Annotated in this window: 21 protein-coding genes and 3 pseudogenes; 14 read left to right on the top strand and 10 right to left on the bottom strand. The window is 59.6% G+C overall.

Annotated features, from left to right (window positions below; genetic code table 11):
- Window positions 1-685: 685 nt before the first annotated feature.
- From WI754_RS27750 to WI754_RS27735, 4 genes and pseudogenes are all read right to left on the bottom strand, one after another.
- Window positions 686-1,402 carry an RNA polymerase sigma factor gene (locus WI754_RS27750; protein ID WP_341487187.1) on the bottom strand — a complete coding sequence of 239 codons (717 nt, stop codon included), beginning with the start codon at window positions 1,400-1,402 and terminating at the stop codon, window positions 686-688.
- Window positions 1,403-1,443: 41 nt separating this feature from the next.
- A complete protein-coding gene (locus WI754_RS27745) occupies window positions 1,444-1,773 on the bottom strand; it encodes an amicyanin (RefSeq protein ID WP_341487186.1) in 330 nt (109 codons plus the stop codon).
- Window positions 1,774-1,781: 8 nt separating this feature from the next.
- Complete coding sequence (locus tag WI754_RS27740; RefSeq protein ID WP_341487185.1) at window positions 1,782-2,303, bottom strand: DUF4142 domain-containing protein; 522 nt, start codon at window positions 2,301-2,303, stop codon at window positions 1,782-1,784.
- A gap of 120 nt (window positions 2,304-2,423) precedes the next feature.
- A pseudogene (locus WI754_RS27735) lies at window positions 2,424-2,561 on the bottom strand (helix-turn-helix domain-containing protein); the annotation flags it as partial.
- A 241-nt stretch (window positions 2,562-2,802) separates the two neighbouring features.
- On the opposite strand from WI754_RS27735, the gene WI754_RS27730 reads away from it, so the two are divergent.
- A complete protein-coding gene (locus WI754_RS27730) occupies window positions 2,803-3,792 on the top strand; it encodes an aldo/keto reductase (RefSeq protein ID WP_341487184.1) in 990 nt (329 codons plus the stop codon).
- 125 nt (window positions 3,793-3,917) lie between these two features.
- On the opposite strand, the gene WI754_RS27725 is transcribed toward WI754_RS27730, so the two are convergent.
- Window positions 3,918-5,426 carry a winged helix-turn-helix domain-containing tetratricopeptide repeat protein gene (locus WI754_RS27725; RefSeq protein WP_341488026.1) on the bottom strand — a complete coding sequence of 503 codons (1,509 nt, stop codon included), beginning with the start codon at window positions 5,424-5,426 and terminating at the stop codon, window positions 3,918-3,920.
- Between the two features lie 295 nt (window positions 5,427-5,721).
- Window positions 5,722-6,060 (bottom strand): helix-turn-helix domain-containing protein, encoded by a 339-nt coding sequence (locus tag WI754_RS27720; RefSeq protein WP_341487183.1) that lies wholly within the window; start codon window positions 6,058-6,060, stop codon window positions 5,722-5,724.
- A 158-nt stretch (window positions 6,061-6,218) separates the two neighbouring features.
- On the opposite strand from WI754_RS27720, the gene WI754_RS27715 reads away from it, so the two are divergent.
- The 3 genes and pseudogenes from WI754_RS27715 to WI754_RS27705 all read left to right on the top strand — a co-directional run.
- Window positions 6,219-6,965, top strand: coding sequence for an SDR family NAD(P)-dependent oxidoreductase (locus WI754_RS27715; protein ID WP_341487182.1), 747 nt, complete (start codon window positions 6,219-6,221; stop codon window positions 6,963-6,965).
- A 464-nt stretch (window positions 6,966-7,429) separates the two neighbouring features.
- Complete coding sequence (locus WI754_RS27710) at window positions 7,430-8,818, top strand: hypothetical protein (RefSeq protein WP_341487181.1); 1,389 nt, start codon at window positions 7,430-7,432, stop codon at window positions 8,816-8,818.
- Window positions 8,819-8,843: 25 nt separating this feature from the next.
- A pseudogene (locus tag WI754_RS27705) lies at window positions 8,844-8,963 on the top strand (acyl-CoA dehydrogenase); the annotation flags it as partial.
- Between the two features lie 225 nt (window positions 8,964-9,188).
- On the opposite strand, the gene WI754_RS27700 reads toward WI754_RS27705, so the two are convergent.
- Window positions 9,189-10,379 carry an aminotransferase class I/II-fold pyridoxal phosphate-dependent enzyme gene (locus WI754_RS27700; protein ID WP_341487180.1) on the bottom strand — a complete coding sequence of 397 codons (1,191 nt, stop codon included), beginning with the start codon at window positions 10,377-10,379 and terminating at the stop codon, window positions 9,189-9,191.
- 448 nt (window positions 10,380-10,827) lie between these two features.
- Between WI754_RS27700 and WI754_RS27695 the strand changes: the two genes are divergently transcribed.
- The 5 genes from WI754_RS27695 to WI754_RS27675 all read left to right on the top strand — a co-directional run bounded on the left by WI754_RS27695 (window position 10,828) and on the right by WI754_RS27675 (window position 15,285).
- Window positions 10,828-11,334, top strand: a complete 507-nt coding sequence (locus WI754_RS27695) for a BA14K family protein (protein ID WP_341487179.1) — start codon at window positions 10,828-10,830, stop codon at window positions 11,332-11,334.
- Between the two features lie 217 nt (window positions 11,335-11,551).
- Complete coding sequence (locus WI754_RS27690) at window positions 11,552-12,445, top strand: LysR family transcriptional regulator (RefSeq protein ID WP_341487178.1); 894 nt, start codon at window positions 11,552-11,554, stop codon at window positions 12,443-12,445.
- Between the two features lie 273 nt (window positions 12,446-12,718).
- Window positions 12,719-13,096 (top strand): DUF1330 domain-containing protein, encoded by a 378-nt coding sequence (locus WI754_RS27685; protein WP_341487177.1) that lies wholly within the window; start codon window positions 12,719-12,721, stop codon window positions 13,094-13,096.
- A gap of 81 nt (window positions 13,097-13,177) precedes the next feature.
- Window positions 13,178-14,242, top strand: coding sequence for an alpha/beta hydrolase (locus WI754_RS27680; RefSeq protein WP_341487176.1), 1,065 nt, complete (start codon window positions 13,178-13,180; stop codon window positions 14,240-14,242).
- A 191-nt stretch (window positions 14,243-14,433) separates the two neighbouring features.
- Window positions 14,434-15,285 carry an SDR family oxidoreductase gene (locus WI754_RS27675; protein WP_341487175.1) on the top strand — a complete coding sequence of 284 codons (852 nt, stop codon included), beginning with the start codon at window positions 14,434-14,436 and terminating at the stop codon, window positions 15,283-15,285.
- Window positions 15,286-15,600: 315 nt separating this feature from the next.
- Here the strand turns inward: WI754_RS27675 and WI754_RS27670 are convergent, their stop codons facing one another.
- Window positions 15,601-15,867 (bottom strand): DUF2277 domain-containing protein, encoded by a 267-nt coding sequence (locus tag WI754_RS27670; RefSeq protein ID WP_341488025.1) that lies wholly within the window; start codon window positions 15,865-15,867, stop codon window positions 15,601-15,603.
- A 385-nt stretch (window positions 15,868-16,252) separates the two neighbouring features.
- Between WI754_RS27670 and WI754_RS27665 the strand changes: the two genes are divergently transcribed.
- The 3 genes from WI754_RS27665 (at window position 16,253) to WI754_RS27655 (ending at window position 18,455) form a co-directional block, all read left to right on the top strand.
- Complete coding sequence (locus WI754_RS27665; protein ID WP_341487174.1) at window positions 16,253-16,783, top strand: dihydrofolate reductase family protein; 531 nt, start codon at window positions 16,253-16,255, stop codon at window positions 16,781-16,783.
- 243 nt (window positions 16,784-17,026) lie between these two features.
- Window positions 17,027-17,230: a DUF1127 domain-containing protein gene (locus tag WI754_RS27660; protein ID WP_341488024.1), complete on the top strand. Its 204-nt coding sequence runs from the start codon at window positions 17,027-17,029 to the stop codon at window positions 17,228-17,230.
- 13 nt (window positions 17,231-17,243) lie between these two features.
- Entirely contained in the window at window positions 17,244-18,455 is a 1,212-nt protein-coding gene (locus WI754_RS27655; protein ID WP_341487173.1) for an MFS transporter, read from the top strand.
- A 347-nt stretch (window positions 18,456-18,802) separates the two neighbouring features.
- On the opposite strand, the gene WI754_RS27650 is transcribed toward WI754_RS27655, so the two are convergent.
- A complete protein-coding gene (locus WI754_RS27650) occupies window positions 18,803-19,234 on the bottom strand; it encodes a hypothetical protein (protein ID WP_341487172.1) in 432 nt (143 codons plus the stop codon).
- Window positions 19,235-19,492: 258 nt separating this feature from the next.
- A pseudogene (locus WI754_RS27645) lies at window positions 19,493-19,685 on the bottom strand (DDE-type integrase/transposase/recombinase); the annotation flags it as partial.
- A 286-nt stretch (window positions 19,686-19,971) separates the two neighbouring features.
- Between WI754_RS27645 and WI754_RS27640 the strand changes: the two are divergent.
- Both WI754_RS27640 and WI754_RS27635 read left to right on the top strand, forming a co-directional pair.
- Window positions 19,972-22,119 carry a ParB/RepB/Spo0J family partition protein gene (locus WI754_RS27640; protein WP_341487171.1) on the top strand — a complete coding sequence of 716 codons (2,148 nt, stop codon included), beginning with the start codon at window positions 19,972-19,974 and terminating at the stop codon, window positions 22,117-22,119.
- Between the two features lie 141 nt (window positions 22,120-22,260).
- Window positions 22,261-23,451: a DUF932 domain-containing protein gene (locus tag WI754_RS27635; protein ID WP_341487170.1), complete on the top strand. Its 1,191-nt coding sequence runs from the start codon at window positions 22,261-22,263 to the stop codon at window positions 23,449-23,451.
- The last annotated feature ends 110 nt before the right edge of the window (window positions 23,452-23,561 follow it).

Genomic DNA, 23,561 nt, shown 5'->3' with positions numbered 1-23,561 from the left:
GCTCAGGCCCGAAAGGTGGTCCCGCAACAGCGCTTTGCACCCTGCATCGAGAACAATGTCGCCCGAACCCAGACCCAGCGCTTCGATGGCCCTCAGCCCCACGGGAGAAAGCTGACACTCACATCGCCTGGGTCGGCCTTCAGGGTTCAACACGCGGGCGAGTATCGTGGCTAGCCGGGGAATGCTGACGGGAGGAATCCTTTTATGCGGAGGGACGGCAACTTCGACTCCGACGCGATCACACGAAATTTAACAAGCCAGAAACGCCACAGCGCCATTTCGAAGGGGGCAAGCCATGTCCGAAAGTCGCGAAGGCGCGCAGCCGTCAACAACCTTATTCAGCAGCTACTAGAAACAAGCCATTGTGTGAGGATGACGCGAACGGCCCGACTGGTCGCTCGCCCTCGGTTTATTTCAGTCGGATGAAGACACAGCGAATATCTGGCTGAAAGTCGGCGGGCAGAGTCTTTCGGCAAAAAAAAGGGCCGCGAGAAAACTCGGGCCCTTGATAAGTGTGAAGGTAATTGTACCTCCAGAGGGGAACAGCTGACGCGGTGGCACTGGGAGGAAAAAGCCACCATGTGCATCAACTGAGTATGATTTGGTGAATGCGCTTGCGGAATACAAGCATCCTCGATGCATGCCTGCCATGCAGCTTACACATCAGGGTAGCATCGCATCGATCTCAAGCCTTCGTGCGGGACTGCAGCGCCACGATCACCCGATCGGCCATGGATGAGCAGCGGGAGCCATAGAAGGGGAACAGGGCCGAGAACGCTCCTGCAAGCTGCTTTTCTATCGCCACGCGCATCAGCTTTCGCGCCCTGTGCAGACGGGTCTTGACCGTCTCAATCCGGATATCGAGATGTGTCGCAGTTTCCTCAGTGCTCATGCCTTCCACGTCGCGGAGCACGAAGACAGCGCGAAAATCGACTGGCAGCCCATCGACCGCATGCTCGAGCAAAGTGCGAGTCTGACTGCGTGAAAGTTCTGTTTCTGGATCGGACACAGCGGGCGACATTGGAAACTGCAACACCTGGCCTCCATGGCTGTTCATCTGCATGTCGATATCCTCGAGCCCGGTGGTCTTCCGTTGCCGGCGTATGCGCCCGAGCGCTTCGTTGAGGGTTATTCTCGTCAGCCAGGTGGACAGCTGCGCCTCGCGGCGAAATGAAGCCAGATGTGTGAAGGCCTGGACATAGGTCGCCTGCACGATATCTTCCGCCTCGGCATCGTTGCGAATGATGGCCCGTGCTGTCCGGAACAGGCGTTGATTGTACCGTTGGATGATCATGCGGATCGCACGCTCGTTCCCCTCTCGTGCGAGGTCGACGAGCTGCGTTTCGGCGAGCGCAAACGTTTCGAGATTTTGCCGTTCGGCTGGGACCAGTGGAGTAACCATGATTTCTCCGTTTTTCGTCTGTTGCCGGGCAATGCCCAGCCCTATGGCCGGACGTCCAGAACTCCCACCATCGCAGGATGGAAACGGCAGTAGAAGTTGACAGCTCCGCTATGCCTGGCCGTCATTCGTTTCTCGGACTTCGGCGGAAGATCGACGTCGAAGCTCTTGTCGCGCGCCGTGGCCGTGTGACGGAAGATATCATCGTTTCGCCAAACGATCACGTCGCCCACGTGAAGCGTTTCCGCTGGCGCACCGAACTTCATCTTGGCGATGGTGATCCGATATTCTGCCGCCACTGCAGCAGGTGATGCCATGGAGAAGGATGCCGCGACCGCAACGGTGAGCAAGACTGTTCTGAATGCCAAGCCCATCGTTGCGCCTATTTGATCATCGCGGCCAGATGCTCGGCATGCATCTGGTGTTGCTTGAACAACGTCAGGCCGGTTTCCAGCAACGCCTTGAGTTCGACATTTTGCGCAGACGGGATCAGGGTGTCTGCGAGCGCACCATTGACCGCCTTGTGGTAGGCCACCTCGTTTTCGACATAGGCCTGGTCGAAGGCGGTACCATCGAGCGCGTCGAGCGTTGCCAATTCCTTTATCGCTTGGGACGACAAGGACTGGCTGATAGCGTTGTCTTCTGGCGTGACGTTCAGCTTCTTGACCAGAGCCAACGCCTGTTCATTGACCGCCTTGTGGTCGCGTTCCATGACTTTCGCGAATGCGATGACATCGGCGTTCTTGCTCTTCCTCAGTGCCTGCTCCGCGGCGGTGACATCGATCTGTCCCGCCGTGTAGGCAATATGGGCGATCTGCGGATCGGTCGGCTTGGTGTCGTCAGCCATCGCACCGGCGCCCAATGATGCAGCCATGAAGGTCGCTGCCAGGATGTGCTTCAACATGATTTAACTCCCTGATGTCCAATTATCGCTGGTCCCGCCGAAACAGGTGACGCCTGTATTCAACGACGGACATTGGATGCAGCATCGTTGGAAAGGTTCCCGGAAATATTTGGCGAGAGTCCAACGGCAGAAGAACTTGCAGCCGGTCTCGCGCGAGATGCCGAACTCGCGGCACACCTCGCTCCTGCCTTCGCCTTCCAGAAGACGGGCAGCAAAACGCAGGCGTTCCTCTATCACCGAGGTCGCTCTCCACGGCATCAACACCTCCCGCCAAAGCGAAAAGTGTTACCCATGTCTCCGGTACGTCACCTATCTCTCAGGTCGGGCATTGTTGTCGAGGCGGCCTGTGGCGTAACAACAGCTCGTGCAGACAGCTGACGAGCAGGGCAGCGCGCAAATCTGGCGTTTCTGTGCTCGATGAGCCGGGCAGGAAGGTGATTGTCTTCGCTGCCGCTATGAGCCTATGTTGCCACATCCGTTGTCCCTTAGGAAATGCATCATGGAATATCGTCGTCTTGGAAAATCGGGCCTGAAGGTCAGCGAGTTCTCGTTCGGGTCATGGGTTACCTTCGGCAGACAGGTCGAAGGCAGCGATGCCGTAAGTTTGATGGCGCATGCCTATGACAATGGCATCAATTTCTTTGACAATGCCGAGGGCTATGAGGGCGGAAAATCCGAAGTCGTTATGGGCGAAGCTCTGATGACTCTCGGCTGGAGCCGAGACAGCTTCATCGTTTCCAGCAAGGTGTTTTGGGGTGGTCAGAAACCGACACAAAAGGGCCTGTCGCGCAAGCACGTTACCGATGCTGCTCACGCTGCGCTAAAACGCCTGCAGGTGGATTATCTTGATCTCTATTTTTGCCACCGACCTGACATCGATACCCCGATCGAGGAAACGGTTCGTGCTATGCACGACCTCATCACCCAAGGCAAAATCCTCTATTGGGGCACGTCGGAATGGTCGGCCCAGCAATTGACCGAAGCCTATGCCGTGGCTCGTGATCTGCGCATCACGCCTCCGACGATGGAACAGCCGCAGTACAACCTTTTTGAACGCCAGAAGGTTGAAGGCGATTACCTGCCACTTTACGATCTAATGGGCTTGGGCACCACGATTTGGTCCCCGCTTGCATCAGGCGTTCTGACCGGCAAGTACAACAAGGGAATGCCCAACGATAGCCGCATGAACTTGCCCGGTTACGAATGGCTGAAGGAGAAATGGTCTAGCGACGTTGGCCGTGCTCAACTCGCCCAGGTGGCGGAATTGGCTGATCTCGCAGAAGAGATCGGCATTTCGATCACCCATCTCGCTCTGCTCTGGTGCCTTTCCAACCGCAATGTGTCGACGGTAATCCTCGGTGCGTCGCGCATGAGCCAACTGGAGGACAACCTGGCGGCGCTGGCCCACAAAGACAAGCTGACCCCCGACGTGTTGGCCCGTATCGACGCGATCGTTGGAAACAAGCCGGCTGCCCCGCAGCGGTTCTGATAGGCTCAGTCCGCCTGGAAGCGATGATCACTATCGCCTGCTACGGAAGAACGACGCGTTCCCGCCCGGTCGGGCGACCGGCAGCTTTCGGATCGAATGGCCGTTTGGGAGATCACGTCGGCGCGTCACTCCGGAAGCCCGGCCTTGCGGTAGCCATCAACGAAATGCTCAAGCGTCGCAGCATCGCGGAATGGCTCCGTCGTGGCCCAGTGGCGGGTTGTGAAATGCGGATTGCCGACGAGGAACAGTTCGACCTCTGCATGCGCCTCGTCGAGCCGGTCCAGTTGGGCAAGGCTTGCCGCCAGGAAACGGCGTGAGCTTGTGCGATAAGTCTCGTCCCTGCGCAGTGTCTCGACAGCGGCTTCGTATTCGCCGGCCGCATATTGCGCCTGACCGAGCGTCAGATAGTACCAGCTTGCCGGAAACGGATTCAGCCGGAACGCCTTGGCGATGTGCTCAAGGCCCTCCTCGACCCGCCCGGCCAGGACCGTGATGTCGGATAATGCCGCAAAGGTGTCGGCCTCGTTCGGGTCGAGCTCGATCGCCCTGGCGAATTCCGCATCCGCCTCGGCGAAGCTGCGCTCATAGGCGAGCAGGTATGCCAGTATCCAGCGACAGCCGGCATCGTTGGGATCGATCGCCACAGCTTTTCGCGCCAGTTCCAAGGCAACGCTGCGGGAAGAATCAGTCGGTCCGCCCGAATGCACCCATCCCATCCAGTGGTTCATGGCGAGCCAGCGATAGGCCTCGGCGTATCCCGGATCGAGCAAAACCGCGCGCGTGAGCATCAGATGCGCTTCCCGCGCCGCCTGCGGCGTGTCATCCATCAGCTTGCGCGCCCGCACGCAGAGATCGTAAGCCTCGAGATTTTTGGGTCGATTGCGCGGCGGCGATGCGTGTAGCCGGCCGAGCAACGCCTCCACGATCTTGGCCGTCACTTCATCCTGAACGGCAAAGATATCGTCCAGGCTGCGATCGAAGCGTTCCGCCCATAGGTGATCGCCACTCGCCGCGTCGACCAGCTGGGCGTTGATGCGCACGCGCCCCGCGGCGCGTCTTGCACTACCCTCCAGCAGGTAGCGCACGCCAAGGTCCTCAGCGATCGCGCGCACGTCCATCGCCTTTCCTTTGTAGGCAAAGGCCGAGTTGCGCGCGATGACGAACAGGCCGGAGGTCCTGGACAATTCGGTGATCAGGTCTTCGGTCAACCCATCCGCGAAGGATTCCTGCTCGGGATCGTTGCTGACATTAACGAAAGGCAGCACGGCTATCGATGGTTTGGTGGGCAGCGGCAAAGGTTTTCGCTTCGCGCCACCGAGCTGTTCGATGGCCCCCGTGAAGCGGTAGCCGACGCGCGGAACCGTGGTGATCCATTCACCGCCGTTGGCGACCGGACCAAGCAGCTTACGCAGCAGCGCAATCTGGACGGTGAGGTTGCCTTCCTCGACGGCTGTGCCCGGCCACGCCGCGTCCATCAACTCGGCCTTGCCCAGGATCTCGCCGGGCCGTCCGACGAGCGCCGCAAGCAGCTTCAGTCCACGGAAGCCAACGGCAACGGGATTATCGTTCCGAAGGAGCGTTCCCGCACCGGAATCAAGCACGAACGGACCAAAGGCAAAGCGCGATCCCTGCATACGGCGCATCTATAGCCCGTTTGGAAGTTTTTGAGAACTTTTTGGGAGGGCTTAGTTACGACGCTGTTCGTATCCTGCAGAGGGCAACCTTCTTCATTGACGCGCCGAAGCCGATAGCTTCTTTGCGCCAAAGGCGGTCATGACTAGCTTTCGCTCTACGAGCGTCAGCTTGCAAAACCACCCGAGACTCCGCCTCCAACGCGCTATGTTTTCGGCGACGGTTCTGGAATGCGTCACCCATTAAAGGCCTAGTCAGCTAACACCGTTTGGTCGTTCGGGGACGTCGGCCAGGCTTCTAGGCGGTAAGCAAAACGTTTGCTACGTGCTGTCGGTTCAGCGTGCCCCACTCGCAAAGCGGAATCAAAGCGCGCACGAGCGTCTCGCCGAAAGGCGTGAGCGAGTAGTCTACCATCGGCGGCACCCGCTGATGATCATGGCGGATCAGCACGCCAACCGCCATGAGTTCGCGCAACTGCTGGATCAGAACCTTCTCGCTGATGCCCTCTACCAGACGTCTGACCTCCGCGAACCGCTTTGGTCCGCATTGGAGATGATACAAGATCAACGGTTTCCATTTGCCGCCGATGACCGCCAACGAGACGTCGAGGCCACATGTGCTTTGAACATCGTTCATCAAATTTTTCTCACACTTACCTTTTTGTATGTACTACCGCCGAAGTTAGCTCGTGTCCATATCGCGTTGTGATGGAACGCCACCACGCGGCTTCCGCCACCCGCCAGAGATTGGCCCCGCTGCCATCTCATTGGTCGACAGCACTGTGGAGAGAAGTAATGGAAGACAAGATGGTAGCCCTCGTGACCGGGGCGAACAAAGGACTTGGAAAGCAGGTCGCCAAGGAATTGGCCGATCACGGATACATCGTTCTGGTCGGGTCACGCAATTTGGCCAACGGGCAGAGGGCGGCCGAGGAGATAGGGGAAGGTGCATCCGCCATAGAACTTGACGTCACCGACGCGATCAGTATCGCGAAGGCGGCGGAACGAGTCACTTCCGAATTTGGCCGCCTCGATCTCCTCGTCAACAACGCTGCGATCATCCAATCAGGCCGCTATGCATCGGGTCAGGAAGTCATACGCGCGAGCGCAGCGAGTGTCGCGCCGCTGGACGAGATCCGGGCGGTCTTCGAGACCAACGTCTTCGGCGCTCTCGCCGTCACGCAAGCGATGCTACCATTGATCCGATCTTCATCGTCGGGGCGGATCGTGAACGTTTCCAGCGGTGTGGGTTCACTGACGCTGAATTCCGACCCGAACTTTCCATTCCGGTCCCACTTCGGGGTGACCTATCCCGCATCCAAGACAGCGCTCAACGCCATGACCTTGGCACTTGCGATCGAACTTGAGAACACCGGCATCAAGGTCCGTGCGGTCAGTCCAAGCTACACCGCAACCGCCATCAACGATTTCCAAGGAACCGACAGCGTCGAGGTGGGGGCGCGCCCGCTTGTTCTGGCCGCCCTGGACATGGAGAGCCCGACGGGAAGCTTCACTGGGCCGGAAGGCCCATGGCCCTGGTGAACCGATGCCGGCAGTCGCGTTGGGCATGATGTTGACGACAAGCAGACACGGGAAACGCACTCAAAAGGCACTTGAAAAATTGATTGCGTTCGAGCTTGCAAGCCGCCCCTCGAATTGAGGGGCGGAAGCCGTCGAGCGAAGTGTCATGACCGCAAAGGGCCGGAACCAGCCTTGCCGCCCTCTGAAGCGACCACGCGCCTTCCCTTTACCATCCGTCTTTCGGAAGGATCGCGCCTCTGACAACACCTGTGTTCCGCAGGGGGGGGTACCAGTCACCGTTCTCCTGAGCGGCTGGCAAAGTCAAAGCAGTCTCCCGACTGGAGCCGACAAGTCCTTACGGCGCTTCACGTTTCGATATACTCGGTCACTTTAAATGACTTCCCAATCGGGGCGACTGGGTTCAAGTAGTCATCAACGACTGTCGGCGCTAATGCCCGACGACCCTGATTGGAAGAACTGAACGTATGAAAAACCCGATCGCGTTAGAGACCGTTGCCGAAAACACAGTATTTCGGAGAGGCGATGTCTTCGTTCTGTTCGGCGAATTGTTCGGACGCGGCTACGCGACTGGCCTCCTCGACCAAGCCCGGAAAACCGGAATGCAGATCGTGGGTATCACGGTCGGACGGCGTGACGAGAACAATGCGTTGCGGCCTCTTACCGACGATGAGCTTGCGGCTGCCGAAGCCCGGCTGGGCGGGACGATCATCAACGTTCCTCTTATGGCTGGCTTTGATCTCGACGCCCCCGCGGAGGGTTCCACCCCTACCGACCTCCTGGCCGGAATGACGCTCGAGAGCTGGGAGCATGACAAGCTTGACTGGGAATACATCGAAAGATGTAAGGCCGTCGCTACTGCACGGTTCACGAACTCGCTGTCGCAGGTCATGGCCATCCTAGACGGCATGATCGCCGACGGCCGCAACGTCTTCTTCGCCCATACGATGGCCGGGGGCATTCCCAAGGCAAAGGTTTTCCTGGTCGTTGCCAACAGAATCTACAAGGGGACTGGGTCCCGCCATTTGTCGTCACAGGCCCTGCTTGACAGCGACATGGGCAAACTGATCCTTCAGAATTTCGACGAGGTCTCGGCGAACACCTTCCGCCATCTCATCGACTTCAGCGCGGCGATCCGCGAGCGCGTCGAAGCGTCGGGCGGCCAGGTCAGATATACGGCGTACGGTTACCACGGCACGGGAATCCTGATCGACAACGAATATCGTTGGCAGACCTACACGAACTACACGCAGGGCTACGCCAAGATGCGACTCGAGGGCATCGCCGAGGATGCATGGGCGGTGGGCGTGAAGGCGGCCGTCTACAACTGCCCCGAAATCCGGACCAACTCTTCCGACGTGTTCACGGGCATTGAGCTACCTCTAATACCCCTTCTGCTTGCGCTGAAGAAAGAGAACGGCGGCCGATGGGCAGCCGAACAATGGCGTGCATGCGAGGAGCTTCTGGTGGACGGTTTCACAGTGGATGACGTTATCCGCAGAATCAGTGACCTGCAGGCAAGCGAAGTAATGATCCCTTTCTATGACTTCTCCGCATGGCCGATGCCCAACAGCCAGGCACAGGCCGACCTGACGATCGGCACGTCCAACGAAATCACACGGATGCACCGTGACAGTAAGGTGATGATCAGCGACCTCCTGAGCGCGCTTGTAGTGGAGGCGACCGGGCAGTTGATTTTCGGTGAATCCTCTTTGCCTTGCGGTCCGGTGCGGTGGCTCAACCACGATGTCGTAGCCCGCCGTCTTAATGCTTCCCACGAAGAATCCGAGACTGCGTGGAGATCGGTAACACCGCAGGCACTTGATGGCGCTTCGTCACGGCTGGAGATTGCCTGACTGTTTTCATGGCTCTCGTCGAGCCGGATTGGAGCGCTGCTTCCGTGACATACAGGGCGCGCGCTAACATCCGATGCAGCCCGGAGCCCAGGCGCATTACGCGGGTTCATTCGCACTCGGACTTCCCACCGAGAACATTTTCTAGCTCCTGTCGCAACGACGAACTCCGCTGAATCATAGGATAGGTGGGGCTAGGTTGACATCCAGAATCCGAATGGACGAGCCCGGCCAGGGGGGACGACAGAGCAACCACTTGTCCACTTCGGGGCAGCAAGCGGAAGGCGGTCCGCTTCCGGATTGCGCCACAAGCGGATTAAATGTGTCCGATCCGACGTCAGCAGCCCTTGTGTGAGCTCCTGCTCGCCAGGAGTTAGGCTGCGACTTCCCGGATCGCTCGCGCAAAGACGGGCAAAGAGCGCTCCACCATGCCGTCGTTTGCAGTCAAACTGATCCGCAGTCGTCCAGGCAATTGGGCGACGCTGCCGGGCAGCACCCAGACACCTTCAGTTGCGAGACGTGCCGCGAAGGCCGTGTCGTCCGGTATTGGGGAGCGTGGAATGAGATAGAAAGTACCTTCAGGCACCGGCAGGTCGTATCCCGCTGCCCTCAAGCCTTCGACCATGCGATCGCGGCGGCGCGCGAGGGCTGCGACATCTATGCTGAGCTTCTCGAGATCAGGCAGTGCCCGCTGCAGGGTACGGCCGGCGAAAGCCCAACCGTGCGAAACCTGCGCCATGTCGACAGCCTCGCGCAGCCTTATGCGATCGGACTCGGGCATGTCCGCCCCGAGTGCGAGCCAGCCCAGGCGCTCGCCGGGCGTGAGCAAGGTCTTGCCGAAGGAATAGGCGATCAGCGTGTGCGGGTAGCTCTCGGCCGGACTGATATGCGCATGGCCGTCAAACACCAGTCGCGCATAGGGCTCGTCGGCAAGGAGATAAATCACCTTGCCAAATCTTTCGGACGCGGCCGCGAGCTTGTCGGCGAGCGCGTCGAGTTGAGCGCGGGGAAAGATGCGACCGGTCGGGTTGTGCGGCGTGTTGACCACCACCACGCGGGTGCGCGGAGTGATCGCTGCCTCGATCCTTTCGAGATCGAGGTCATAAGTTCCCGGTGCTAGGTCGACGGCGAGGGGTGTCCCTGCCGCGCCGCGAATCTGGGCACCATAGGCGAACCAGCCGGGACGCGGATAGATGACTTCCTCTCCCACCTCGAGCACGGCGAGCAGCGCAGCCGCTATCGCGCCGAACCCTCCCGCGGTGATCGCAATGTCGTCTGGCTTGTAGTCCCGGCTTCGCGCCTGGCTGAGCGAACGGGCCACGGTTTCGCGCGCCAGCGCTTCGTACTTTTTATAACCGAACCAGTGAACATCCCGTGGCTCGACGTGGCGGATCAATGCATCGACAAATCCGCGCAACGGCGTTTCCTGCGGATTGCCGAACATGAAATCGCAGGCATCAGGCCCCAGGCCGTCGCCCTCCAGGACGTTTCGTGCAAAATCCATCACCGTGCGCATTTCCTCGGTGACGGCGAGCATCCGGCTTGACACGGTGGCGATTGGCACGAGGCACTCCCCCCTGCTGCAGGCGGCGCATGTCCCCTCGACGAAACTGCCCCCCTACCTGCATTAACATTTTTGGCGGCATGTGCGTAGCAGAAAGTTCTTGTGCATTTTCCGATGCGCCGTCTGCAGAGGACCGATTTCTCCAAGTTACGCAGTCAACAAAAAGGCCTCCACACGAGAGGCGGCCGCTTTAGGCCCCCAAAGCGGCCTCACCTGCAGAAGGACCGCACCGGATGGAAAGAGGACCCACAATACGAGCGTTCGCGATCAACGAAATGCGTTTTTCGCGCGAGGCGATGCGACACCGCGAATGGGTCCATTATTGCTAATGCATAATTTCTCGAGTCAAAATCGATTTTAGGGTAAAATTACGCAGTGCATTTAAAGGGCTGCAGCGTCCTTGCGCGCCGTATTCGACGCAGGGCGCTGCAGAGGAAAGGTGAAGCCAATGAAAAGGTTAGCAATCTTTGCCCTGTCGCTGATGACGGCGCTGACGAGCGGCCCGCCGGCCATGGCGTTTCCCACCGTTGCCGTGCCGAAGATCGAAGTCGCAGAGGCGCAGCCGGTCCAGTACAGGCGTTACCGCGGCGGCTACGACCGTGGATACCGGGGCGGCTATCGGGGCTACGGCGGGCATGGACACCACAATGGTGACGACGATTGGGCATGGGCACTCGGCGGGCTCGCGACCGGCGCAATTATCGGCGGATTGCTGGCGCAGCCGAGGTATTATGGCCCCAGCTACTACGATCAGGGCTACTACGATCAGGGCTACTACGGGCCGACCTATTACCGTCCGCGCTACTACGCGCCGCGCAATTACCGCCAGGTCTATTATGGCGGCAACACACATACGCGCTGGTGCTATGCGCGCTACCGGTCCTACAGGGCTTACGACAACACGTTCCAGCCCTTCCACGGTCCGCGACGGGTGTGCGTCTCATCCTACTATTGATTGCGGGCGTAGTTGGCGACCCACCGGGCGCTTTTCCGGACGCGCAGGCCATCGGGTTCTTCGGCGTCTCCTCAAACGGCTGCGTCGATCGCCGCTTCTGGCGGCCAAAGGCAGACCCCGACATCGTTTCCTCGGACCCCCGGTTTGCCCTTGCAGCATTTGCTACTTTACTCCGCGACCCTTATAATCCACATGGAGTTAGAAATGGGATTGATAAATGAGAAAAGGCGACTTCAGCGACCTGGCCGTATTTATTGCAGTCGCCGAAGAAGGTAGTTTTACCCGAGCCGCCGCCAAGCTGGGGCTGTCCCAATCGGCACTGAGCTACGCCGTCCGCATGCTGGAGGAACGCCTTAAAGTCCGATTGCTGTCACGAACAACCCGAAGCCTGTCGCTGACCGACGCCGGAGAAAAGTTGCTCAATGGCCTCCGGCCTGCCTTCGACCACATCGACAGTGAACTCGCGGCGCTCACGGCGCTTCACGACAAGCCCGCTGGATCGATCCGCATCACCACATTCCGGCATGCGGCGAAAACCGTGCTCTGGCCCGTGCTGTCGAAGCTCCTCCCGGAATATCCCGACATCTCCGTCGAAATCAGTCTGGAGGAAGGACTGACCGATATCGTTGCGGGTCGCTTCGATGCGGGCATCCGTTTGGGTGAGCAAGTCCAGAAAGACATGGTGGCAGTCAAGGTCAGCCCGGATTTGCGCATGGCTGTCGTCGGCTCGCCATCCTACTTCGCCAAACATAAGGTACCGGAAACGCCCCGCGACCTTGGCGACCATCGTTGCGCCAGTTATCGCCAGACCACGGGCGGCGGCCTCTTTGCATGGGAGTTCGAGCGGGACGGTGTCGAGCTCGAGGTCCGGGTCAATGGACCGCTCATTCTCAACGACGGCGAAATGCTGGAAGCGGCCGCCCTCGACGGGCTGGCGTTGGCCTACACGTTCGAAAGCCAGGTTACCCACCACATTACGGAAGGACGGCTGGTGCGGGTGCTGGAGGACTGGTGTCAGCCCTTCTCCGGCTATCACCTCTACTATCCGAGCAGACGCCAGCACACCCCGGCCTTCGCACTCCTGCTCGAAGCGCTCCGCTACAAGGGATAGTGGCTGCGGACCAATATGCTGCCCGTCGCAGCGCCATTCGTTCTCCTGCGGAGCAGCTCGAACTGCGAGACGGATTTATCTCTGGTGTTTCTGACTTCATGCAGATTATGCCGTCTAATCTTACGGACCGATCCCGGTTACATTCCTCTTCATGAAAGCCGGACGGAGACGCCACCCGGGTTTCTCATCACACCATCTGTTTCCTCAAGCGACACGATCCGCCGGATCGTGCCGACGGAGAAACGTGGCCGATTGATAAAAAGGACATCTCACATGAAGAAACTCGTTTCCAGCACAGCCATCGCCATGGCCGTGGCTTTCGGCTCGACGGGCCACGCACAGGATTTGCAGGCACCCGGCTACATGATCGCCAACTACACGATCAAGGATCAGGCGGGCTACCAGAAATATATGGAAGAAGCAGGCCCGCTTGCTCCGAAGTTCGGTGGAAAGATCATAGTCTTCAACCTGAATGCGACAGCAGTCGAAGGCAAGCCGCAGTCCGTCATGGCCATCGCCGAATTCCCGAGCGTTGCGGACGCGCAACGGTTCTACGACTCCCCGGAATATACGGCTGCCCGAAAGTTCCGTGTCGCGTCGACCGAAGGTTCAGTCGTGATCACCGAAGGCTTTGTTCCTCCCAAGCAGTGACGGGGCAACGAGGCGGGCCATGACATCGCCGCCGCTTCGAGTTCTCTCAAACATCGACCTCTCATCAAGAAGGAGCCTGAAATGGGCAACCAGATTGACTCTACCCTTCAACATGACGGTGCAGCGTCGAACAGCCGCCGGCAGCTTTTGAAAGCCGGCGCGGCACTCGCCACTCTTCCCATCATGGCCGCCGCCTCTGCCAGTGCGCAGGCCGCAGACGTGAAAGCGACAACGACGATGACCGACGCGAAATCAGAAGAATTCATCAACGGCATGGCCGATCTGATGGCGCACTCGACCCGCACTCCCATTCTGCGCTGGCCGCATGAGTATGGCATGGACTACGAGGAAATCTTCTTCCCCGCGATGGACGGCGTGACGATCGAGGGCTGGTTTATTCCCGCCGATTCAGATCGCCTGATCATCTGCAATCATCCGATGCCCTGCAATCGCTACGGATATCCGGGCCATCTTGAGCCGTGGACCAATTTCGGCGGCTTCGAGGTTAACTTCCTGCCGGAATACAAGGTCCTGCATGATGCGGGCTACAACATCATCGCCTATGACATGCGCAATCATGGCCGCAGCGGCACGGGCAGTGGCGGCGTCAACGGCCACGGCGTCCTCGAATATCGTGACGTCATCGGCTCGATGCGCTACGCGAAATCCAGACCCGACACCAAGGACATGAAAACGGTTCTCTACAGCCGCTGCCTTGGAGCCAACGCGACCATCGTCGGCATGCAGAAGCACCCGGAGGAGTTCGAACACATCAAGGCGATGATCGCGCTGCAGCCCGTCTCGCCGAGCATCTTCGTCCAGACAGCGGTGGAGAACCAGAAGATCGAGAATGGCCTCGAGCGCTTCGACGTCGCGTTTCACAAGCGGACCGGCTTTCATCTCGCCGACGTCTGGCCGATGGAATATGCCAAGGCGGTCACCGTGCCGACCCTCGTCGCCCAGGTTCGCGATGACTTCCTGACCAAACCGTCCAATGTTCAGGAAATCTACGACACGATCTCGTCGAAGGACAAGAAGCTGTTCTGGATTGAAGGGACTGACCAACGTTTCCAGGGATACAATTACTTCGGCCAGAACCCGCAGCTCGTTCTGGATTGGTTTGGCACTCACATTAGCGCTGTTTGACAATTCGATCGGTTCTGTCTCCAAGAAAGACACATCAGAACGCCGCCCGGCAGCCGAGGAATCGCTGCCGGGCGTTGTCGTCAAAAAGCGTCTATTTAGAAATCCCCTTTCTAAGTACATGCAGATAATACCGCCTAATCAGCACTCTGCTCGTGGCGTATCTTGCCTTCAGACAACGAAGGAATGTGGACATGAGCAACGTATGGATGATCACAGGTGCCGGGCGCGGCATGGGGTTGGATTTCGCAAAGGCCGCTCTGGCTGCGGGTCACAAGGTGGTTGCGACTGGTCGTGATCCCGAAAAGGTGGCCAAAGCCATTGGACAGTCTGCAGACTTGCTTGTCGTCAAACTCGACGTGAACAAGTCCGTGGATGCCGAGCAGGCGGTGAGGTCGGCGGTCGAACGCTTTGGTCACATCGATGTGCTGGTCAACAACGCCGCAAGCTTCTTCGCTGGATATTTCGAGGAACTGACACCCGCCCAGATGGACATGCAACTGATGACGAGCCTCATCGGTCCGATGAACGTCACACGTGCCGTCCTTCCTGTCATGCGCAAACAGCGCGCCGGAAAAATCATCTCGATATCGTCGAGCGCGGCTTTCGGCGGCTTCGAGTTCGGCAGCGCCTATGCCGCTTCCAAGTTCGCCCTTGAAGGATGGATGGAGTCGGTCCAAGCCGAGGTCGCGCCATTCGGCATTCAGACCATGATCGTCAATCCAGGCTTCTTCCGCACGGAGCTTCTGACAGAGGAGTCGACCAATTACGCAGTCCCCTCGATCGAGGACTATGCCGAGCGGCGGGCACAACAGTTGGCGTTCTGGAAGTCCTACAATGGCAAGCAATCCGGTGACCCCGCCAAGCTTGCCCAGGCTTTGCTGACACTCACCAATTTGGACGAACTGCCAGCCCGCTTCATTGCAGGCGCAGACGCCATCAGCACCGCAGAACAAAAGATCACCAGTCTCCAGAAGCAGATCGATGCCCATCGGCAGCTCTCGACCTCTCTGGGGTTCGACGAAGTTGCCACCCCAGGCAACTGATCGCCCCTTCGCCAGACCGTGAGAACCAGGAGAAGATCACGCACAAAACAAGCGAACCAACCGGATCGAACGCAGAAAGCCGTTCAGCACTAAACCGCCGAGATTTCCTGACGACTGCCGCGCTCGTCGGCGCAGCATTGCCCCTTGGGTCAATGGCATCGGCGAAAGCCGATGGTCGCTCTCGCGCCACGAGCGGCCACTTGAGAATATCATCACTCTATTGTCGGCTCCGGCTAGACTCGTCACACACTGTGGGGACCGCAAAGGTCCAAACTTGAAACCTGACTATGATCTCCCGTGCGTGACAGGCCTCCATTACGCGAACCGGACCGCCGTTCTCGCGCGCGCCTTTGCGGCTACTTCCTCGCGATCGCGAGGGGGTTGGGAAGTCTCCAGCGAATCAAGCAGCTCGCGGGCACATCCCGCGACCGAGTTGACCGCGCGCTCGAACGCAGCCTCATTGCGTTTCGATGGTTTGGTTGTTCCGCTCACCTTGCGCACGAACTGAAGCGCGGCATCACGAATCTCCTCGTGCGTCGCTGGCGGATCAAAATTGAACAGGGGTTTAATATTCCGGCACATGACTTGCTCCCGGGCGCTTTTCTCTGCCACAGATAGGAGGGTGGCGAAGCATACAAAATAGTCGCGTGAGCGCCAATTGCAACGGACGGGCCAAGCCGGGCCGCGGCGGAAAGCTGCGCGCCGCATTGGCAGGGCGGCTTCCTCACTTCGGTTTGAAGGTCTCAAATGCGCGAAAAGGAGTGACCGGAGACCCCGACATCTTCTCCTCGGAACCCGGTTGGGCTGGTCGACTTCCAGATGCGCGCTAAGATCGACTTTGGGTCCGAAAGCGGACCTCTGGTTATTCGTCACACCGACAAAGCGGCGTGCCGTTTGTGCCCAATCTCACTTCCGCGTAACGGCAGCTCAAGCTAATCTGAAGACCTTTAGGTGGAGATCTTGCAGCATGGCGAAGCTCGTCTTTGGAATGAACCAGTCCCTGGACGGCTACGTCGACCACCTGGAAATGCCGACAGGCCCTGCGCTCTTTCGTCACTGGATACAGCAAGTGCGCGACCTGACGGGCAGTGTGTACGGTCGCCGCATGTACGAGATCATGCGTTATTGGGACGAAGACCGTCCTGAGTGGAGTGCGGAGCAGCGCGAGTTCGCGGCGGCGTGGCGGCGCCAACCGAAGTGGGTCGTGTCGCGCTCGTTAAAGTCAGTCGGTCCCAACGCCACACTTGTCGAGGATGACATCGAGGCGGTGATACGTGGCCTGAGGGCTCGGCTTGTTGGGGAGATCCAAGTTGGCGGACCAGATCTGGCACGAAGCCTAACCGACCTTGGTCTTATTGATGAGTATCGACTCTACTTCCACCCCGTCGTGCTTGGTCGCGGTAAGCCATTCTTCGCCGGCCCGCGGCCTCCACTCCGCCTTGTTACCACCGATCACGTTGGCGAGGACGTGATTAGGTTGACGTACGTTCCTGCTTAATCGCGCGTCTCGCCAGACGGACTGCGTCGACGCGTCAGGTCAGCTTCGGGTCGATACCAGGAGATCGCACGTAGCCCGTTTGGAAGTTTTTGGAACTATTCGGGAGAGCTTAAGTACAACGCTGCTCGTATCTTGCAGAATTCATCCTCTTTCAGGTCGAGGGTTCTCCGACCCTCAAACCCTATGGAGGTTGCCATGAACGATACCCTTGCGTCGGCCCCGCATCAGGCAGCGCAGCCGGAAATGCCCGTGGGGCGGGCGGAAGTGTCGCGTCGGCACTACAGCCTGGCGGCCCTGCGAAGCACTATCGCGACCTGGGACGAGCGGACCCATTTTCGCTGGAAACTTGAGCAAATGTCGAAGGACAATCCCCGTTTGATCGACGATATCGGTCTGACGAGACGGCAGGTCGAGGCAGAGATCGCCAAGCCCTTCTGGCAACGATAAGGCGAATGCTGCAATGACACCGGATCGCCAGTTTCCGCGTGCCGCTGTGGTTCGCCGGCTCTTGCAAAGCACGACATCACCGCGAGAGGATCGGATCCCATGGGCCGCGATGGCGGGCATCATCGCGACCGTTACGGTGTTCGCCGTGGCCCAGGGGCTGACCTATCCGCTGCTCAGCTTCATCCTGGAGCGACAGGGGACGACGCCCGGCCTGATCGGTTTGTCGGCGGCGATGACGCCGCTGGGTTTCATTGTATCCTCACCCTTCATTCCGGCGCTGGCGCGGCGTGTGGGCGGGGCGCGGCTTGCGATCCTGTGTTCGATCCTGGCGGCGCTTACCCTGATCGCCATTGCCTGGACGCAGGACGTCTGGGCCTGGAAGCCGCTGCGCTTCCTGCTCGGCTTCTTCGCCAATCCGCTTTACGTGATCAGCGAAACCTGGCTGATCTCGATTACGCCCGCGCCACGCCGGGGCCGCATCATGGGTCTGTATTCATCGATTGTTTCGGGTGGCTTCGCCATCGGCCCGCTGTCGCTCGGCCTGGTCGGCACGCAGGGTTGGCCGCCCTTCATGATCGGCGTCGTGTCCTTCCTTCTCTGCGGCCTGATCGTGCTTGCGGTCGTGCCGCGCCTGCCGAAGATGCCGCATGAAGGCGAGGCAACATCGGTCGGTGGCTTCTTTGCACTGGCGCCGCTCCTATTGTTCGCGGTTTTCACTGCTGCCGCCTTCGAGCAGATCCTGCTTTCCTTGTTCACGGTCTATGGCGCCGCGCTCGGCAGCGCCGAGGAGCGCATCGCTTCGCTCATCACCTGTTTCATCGCAGGCAATGCCGTGGTGCAGATATTGCTCGGGCGCGTGGCCGAACAGTTTGGCTCGACGCGGACCATGTTGTGCTGTGCACTGGCTTCGCTGGCCGGCTGCCTGCTGTTGCCGTCGATCTTCAACTCGTGGCTCATCTGGCCGCTCGTTTTCGTCTGGGGCGGGGTCTCGTTCGGGATCTACACCATGTCGCTGATCCAGCTCGGCGAGCGTTTCACCGGTCAAGCCTTGATCGCCGGTAACGCGGCATTCGCGTTCGTATGGGGCATCGGCGGCATCGTGGGCTCGCCCGCGACAGGACTGGCGATGCAACTGATCGGACATCAGGGGCTGCCATCGTCCCTTGGCCTGCTGTGCTGTGTACTGGCGGTATTTCTGATGGCGGAGACACGGCGGCGGGTCTGATCGAGGCACTTGCCTCGTGCCGCGTCAGTGGTATGCCGGGTTCCACCAATAGGGAGCCAGCATGACCCTGCTTCCATCGGGACCGCCGTTGAGGCCGATACGATTACAGTGCCTGTGCTGTGAATTGCGCCAGAGACGTAGCCTGGCGCAAAGAGACCGAGCCTTGAGTCAAAATCGTGGTTTGATCGCTCTCTTCTGCCCCGGCCCGCTGTTCGGCGAACAGCGGGCCAAAAGGTTTACGTTCTGAAAATGCCGCATCCGTGACAGGAGCGGCATATGCGCAACATTGAAAGTACCGGATTGTTCCGGTGCACAGATCACACTCGATGAAAGACGAACTTTCGCCGTTACCAGGCGGGAGGCAAATCGTCTTCCAATATCTGGTGGCGCACTTTGTGAAAATCAAAATGACTGCGTCGGCGATCGGTAATCTCGGTCGTAAAGAGCGCGGTGAGATCAACGAAAGTGTCCAGCTTCATTTCACAATTGCGCAATTCCGTTGCTAGTCGCCACAGTGCCTCGTTAATCGCGCGCAAGGCATCGGCGAGAATCTCGCCCTTTTTTCCTCCGTGGCGTAAACAGCTGTAGCTGGCCGCATTGCTTATGGCGATGTCGGCAAACCGGCGACAAGCGGGCGTGGCTTCAACAAGCGCCAAGGCCGTCCGAATATTGACGGCAAAAGCCAGTTCGAACTCGACCGAGGCAAATTCGCGATCGAGCGAGGGTGGATGAATGCGCTCCAGGAAGGGGTACCAGACCGGATCCGCTTTTCTCTCCATGACTTGCCTCCGGACTGCGTTGCGCCCGTCCGAGGTCGAACTGCGATGGCGTGTATACTGGCCTGAATTCAATCCGCGCGCTTCAGCCTTTGGTCCTAGATGCATAGCGACTTTGGTCCTAGTTCACGAAATATCTCTCGCGGGAAGGTGGTCGCTGCCGATGCCAAACCCTAATTGGAGTGCGACCAGCCGTTGCGAAAATGCTGGACACATGACGCTGCGCGCCGCCCGAATCGATTGAGCCTCGGACTCTGCCTGCAAAGGTAGATGCGAGTTTTCAGCTCGATTGTTCAATCCCTTGTGAGTCGATGCTCGACCTGCGGTATGACCTGAGGTTTCGCTGCTCCATACGACCGCAGCTTGTCGGCGACGATGCGCTTGGAGCGGTTCCTTGCCTCTTCATAAGCTTGATCAGCAACCGCTTGGCGGCCTTTGTGTTTCGGCGGATGCGACGGTTTCCTTGCGCCGTCGTTGCCGGGCAAAGTCAGGGCCGTACTTCCGGCAGCTGAGCGTGCATTTTTCATCACAGATTGGCATCCCCCCATCGCCAGGATGTCAACAGAGCGAAATAGTCGAAACCTTGCACAGAGCCGGGCGCGTCGACATTCGCGAGCTTCCTGGGGAGCCCTCGATGTGGCGGGAGCAGAGCGGCTGAGAGGAAGAGGGGGGAAGGGGATTCTGTGACGGGTTTGGAGGTTCGGAGAGAGGCTCCGGCCGGCCCGTCATGGAGAAACGACATGGCACAGGCCATTCAGAAGATCACCCTCAGCGCCGCTCGCGATATTCCCTTCAACAAGCTGGTGCTCAGCCAGCAGAACGTCCGCAAGATCAAGGCGGGCGTCTCGATCAAGGATCTGGCCGAGGATATCGCTCGCCGCGGCCTGCTTTCGAGCTTGAGCGTCAGGCCCGAACGTGACGGTGGCGGCAAGGAGACAGGCATCTACCGTATTCCGGCAGGAGGGCGCCGGTATCGTGCCCTCGAACTGCTCGTCAGCCAGAAGCGGCTGGGCAAGACAGCCGGCGTTCCCTGCATCGTCAGCACCAGTGAAACGCTGGAGGTTGAGGATTCGCTTGCCGAGAACGTCAATCGGGTTCAACTGCATCCGCTCGATCAGTTCCATGCCTTCCAGACCTTACGTGAACAAGGTCTGGACGAGGAGGAGATTGCTGCCCGCTTCTTTATCTCCGCGGCGACGGTGAAGCAGCGGCTTCGGCTTGCCTCGGTCTCGCCGCGTCTCCTCGACCTCTATGCGAGCGACGAGATGAGCCTCGAACAAATCATGGCCTTCTCGATCACCAATGACCACGCCAAGCAGGAACAGGTGTGGGACACGGTCTCGCGCTCGCATGTGAAGGAGGCGTATTACATCCGCCGGCTGCTCACCGAGACGGCGGTCCGCGCCAGCGATCGCCGGGCGGTCTATGTTGGCGTCGACGTCTACGAGGCGGCCGGCGGCGTGGTCATGCGCGATCTGTTCGAGCAGGATCAGGGTGGTTGGCTTCAGGATCCGGCAACGCTGGAGCAACTGGTGTTCGACAAACTGAAGACCGACGCCGAGGCCCTGAAGTCTGATGAAGGCTGGAAATGGGTCGAGGCAGCCCTCGATTTCCCCTATGGCCATACGTCAGGTCTTCGCCGGTTCTACGGCGAACAGGCTGAGGTGTCGGCGGAAGAGATCAGCCGTTACGACGAGCTGAGGGCCGAGTATGACAAGCTCGATGCCGCATACGCGCAAGTCGAGGATCATTCCGAAGAGACCGAGAAGAGGCTCGAGGAACTCGGGACCGAACTCGATGGCCTGAACGACCGGCCGTATGTCTTCAATCCGCAGGATGTCGCACGCGGCGGTGTCTTCATCTCGCTCAGTGCGAACGGCGAGCTCAAGATCGAACGCGGTTTTGTTCGGCCCGAAGATGAGCCGACGGTCGAAGCTGATGATCGTCGTGCCGGCAGTTATGAAGACGACACCCATGAACAGGTGGCAAGTGCTGCTTCGTCCACCGACGGCATGTCCGTAAACGGCAAGGCCGTCTCCTCGGATCAATCCGAGGAGGAGGACGACACTACCCGGCCGCTTCCCGATCGCCTGATCCTCGATCTGACGGCGGCGCGAACGGTTGCGCTTCGCAATGCACTTGCCAACGATCCGGTCATGGCGTTCGTCGCCGTGCTCCACAGCTTCGTGTTGAAGATCTTCTATCTCTACGGTTTGGACTCATGCCTGGAACTCACGCTGCAGAGCGCGAACTTCAGTCAGACGCCGGGGCTTGCCGACACGCCCTGGGCCAAGGAGATCGATCAGCGACAGGAAGCCTGGGGGCAGGATCTGCCGAAGGATCCGGGCGCACTCTGGGATTACCTGATCCAGCTCGACGAGGTTAGCCGGCAGATGCTCTTTGCCCATTGCGCCAGTCTGTCGCTGAACGCAGTGATCGAACCGTGGAGCAGGCGCAGTCGCGCTATTACCCACGCAGATCAAGTCGCCCGCTCGATCGGCTTCGGCATGGTCGGGGCGGGGTGGACGCCGACGGTCGACAACTACCTCGGAAGGGTAACCAAAGCGAGGATCCTGCAGGCCGTTCGCGAGGCGAAGGATGAGCAATCCGCACAGTTGATTGACCATCTCAAAAGGCCGGACATGGCCCGTGAGGCAGCACGGCTTCTCGAAGGAAGCGGATGGCTGCCGGAGCCGCTGCGGCTCGACAGCGACGAGACATCGTCCGATAAGACTGCGACGGCGATCGATCAGGGCAGCGGGGATGCGGAGCCCGACGTCGAAGCAGCCGATCTCCCGGGCTTCCTGACCGAGGACGCCGATGTCGGTGATGCCGTCACCGATGCGCAAGACGGTGTTCAGGAAACCCACCTCGACGCGGCAGAGTAATTCGACACGGTCCCAATCGATCCGAGGCGCGGCGGCTGCGCCGCGTCTCGCTGCCGAATTCATACTCTTCTTTCCATTCCACCAGCCCGGCCCCCGCTTGAAGCGGATCAGCCGGGTTTTTCCGTTTCAGGAGATTGCAACATGAATAATCTTGTTCAGCATTCCCGCCCGGTTTCCACCGGCTTCAAGGTCGACGTCTCGCGCGGCGAGCGCATCGGCCGCGTCTCGTCCGAATGGTTCTCCCGCCCGGACGACGAACGCTACCTGTCGCTTGGCGAACTCTATGATACCGTCAAATCGCGCGCCGACCGCGCTCATGCCCGGATGGTCGAAACCAGCGCTGTCAGGGTTGAAGCCAGCCGCGACAATGCCCAGCGCCTGACGCTGATCGTTCCCGGTCAATCCGGGCCGATCGCACCGACCCACTGGAGTTTTGGCCAGCTCTGCAGCCTGATTGGCGCTCCGTCAACCTATATGCGTCAGCTGCCGGCACCGCTTGCCGGCATCAATCTGCAGCATGGATTGCTGAACCATCGCGCCGAACTGGTGAAGACACTGGAAACCGACGACGGTCGCGTCGAGCTTCGCGCGGTGACCGGGCCGGATTACGGCCGCATCTGGGATCACGAGCTGGTCTCGGCCGTGATGAAGATCGCGGGCAACGGAACCGGCGACACGATCTGGAAGGTCCCGGGCGTCCTCGATTGGGCGACGATGACCCACAATCCCTTCGTCGACATCACCAAGGACACGACAACGCTCTACGCCAGCGATCGTGACGTGTTCCTGTTCCTCGTGGACGACACGCATCCGATCGAGGCCGGTCGCCTGCCGAACGGCGATCCCGATCTCTACTTCCGCGGCTTCTATGCCTGGAACAGCGAGGTGGGGTCAAAGACGCTCGGCATAGCGTCGTTTTACCTTCGCGCCGTTTGCGCCAACCGCAACCTGTGGGGCACGGAGAATTTCGAAGAGATCAATATCCGCCATTCGAAGTTCGCCGGGCAACGCTTCGCCCATGAGGCGGCGCCAGCGCTGACGCGTTTCGCCAACTCCTCGCCTGCTCCATTCGTCGCCGGCATCAAGGCTGCCCGTGAACGGATCGTCGCCCGCAACGATGAGGATCGGGACGCATTCCTGCGGCGCCGTGGATTCACCAAGGGCGAAACCGGCAAAATCATCGACACCGTTCTCTCGGAGGAGGGGCGTCCTCCAGAGAGCATTTTCGATTTCGTGCAGGGGATCACCGCGCTCGCGCGCGACAAGACCCATCAGGACACTCGTCTCGAGTTGGAAGGCAAGGCCAAGAAGCTCCTCGAACAGGCAGCCTGACCGCACAGAGATACCCCCTCTGTTCCATCGCGATGCCGACCGACCCTGTTGGCGGTCGCATCGCCGTGTCCGAAAGGATGTTGCAATGCCCATCCCGAACTCACCGGCCT

Origin of the sequence: Pararhizobium sp. A13 (assembly GCF_040126305.1) — a bacterium.
GTDB lineage: Bacteria > Pseudomonadota > Alphaproteobacteria > Rhizobiales > Rhizobiaceae > Pararhizobium.
This window is presented reverse-complemented; position numbering and strand designations above follow the sequence as displayed.

Excerpts from the sequence above, each read along its gene's own strand:
- WI754_RS27750 (WP_341487187.1), bottom strand. The coding sequence starts at position 1,402 with ATGGTTACTCCACTGGTCCCAGCCGAACGGCAAAATCTCGAAACGTTT.
- WI754_RS27745 (WP_341487186.1), bottom strand. The coding sequence starts at position 1,773 with ATGGGCTTGGCATTCAGAACAGTCTTGCTCACCGTTGCGGTCGCGGCA.
- WI754_RS27740 (WP_341487185.1), bottom strand. The coding sequence starts at position 2,303 with ATGTTGAAGCACATCCTGGCAGCGACCTTCATGGCTGCATCATTGGGC.
- WI754_RS27730 (WP_341487184.1), top strand. The coding sequence starts at position 2,803 with ATGGAATATCGTCGTCTTGGAAAATCGGGCCTGAAGGTCAGCGAGTTC.
- WI754_RS27725 (WP_341488026.1), bottom strand. The coding sequence starts at position 5,426 with ATGCAGGGATCGCGCTTTGCCTTTGGTCCGTTCGTGCTTGATTCCGGT.
- WI754_RS27720 (WP_341487183.1), bottom strand. The coding sequence starts at position 6,060 with ATGAACGATGTTCAAAGCACATGTGGCCTCGACGTCTCGTTGGCGGTC.
- WI754_RS27715 (WP_341487182.1), top strand. The coding sequence starts at position 6,219 with ATGGAAGACAAGATGGTAGCCCTCGTGACCGGGGCGAACAAAGGACTT.
- WI754_RS27710 (WP_341487181.1), top strand. The coding sequence starts at position 7,430 with ATGAAAAACCCGATCGCGTTAGAGACCGTTGCCGAAAACACAGTATTT.
- WI754_RS27695 (WP_341487179.1), top strand. The coding sequence starts at position 10,828 with ATGAAAAGGTTAGCAATCTTTGCCCTGTCGCTGATGACGGCGCTGACG.
- WI754_RS27690 (WP_341487178.1), top strand. The coding sequence starts at position 11,552 with ATGAGAAAAGGCGACTTCAGCGACCTGGCCGTATTTATTGCAGTCGCC.
- WI754_RS27685 (WP_341487177.1), top strand. The coding sequence starts at position 12,719 with ATGAAGAAACTCGTTTCCAGCACAGCCATCGCCATGGCCGTGGCTTTC.
- WI754_RS27680 (WP_341487176.1), top strand. The coding sequence starts at position 13,178 with ATGGGCAACCAGATTGACTCTACCCTTCAACATGACGGTGCAGCGTCG.
- WI754_RS27675 (WP_341487175.1), top strand. The coding sequence starts at position 14,434 with ATGAGCAACGTATGGATGATCACAGGTGCCGGGCGCGGCATGGGGTTG.
- WI754_RS27670 (WP_341488025.1), bottom strand. The coding sequence starts at position 15,867 with ATGTGCCGGAATATTAAACCCCTGTTCAATTTTGATCCGCCAGCGACG.
- WI754_RS27665 (WP_341487174.1), top strand. The coding sequence starts at position 16,253 with ATGGCGAAGCTCGTCTTTGGAATGAACCAGTCCCTGGACGGCTACGTC.
- WI754_RS27660 (WP_341488024.1), top strand. The coding sequence starts at position 17,027 with ATGCCCGTGGGGCGGGCGGAAGTGTCGCGTCGGCACTACAGCCTGGCG.
- WI754_RS27655 (WP_341487173.1), top strand. The coding sequence starts at position 17,244 with ATGACACCGGATCGCCAGTTTCCGCGTGCCGCTGTGGTTCGCCGGCTC.
- WI754_RS27650 (WP_341487172.1), bottom strand. The coding sequence starts at position 19,234 with ATGGAGAGAAAAGCGGATCCGGTCTGGTACCCCTTCCTGGAGCGCATT.
- WI754_RS27640 (WP_341487171.1), top strand. The coding sequence starts at position 19,972 with ATGGCACAGGCCATTCAGAAGATCACCCTCAGCGCCGCTCGCGATATT.
- WI754_RS27635 (WP_341487170.1), top strand. The coding sequence starts at position 22,261 with ATGAATAATCTTGTTCAGCATTCCCGCCCGGTTTCCACCGGCTTCAAG.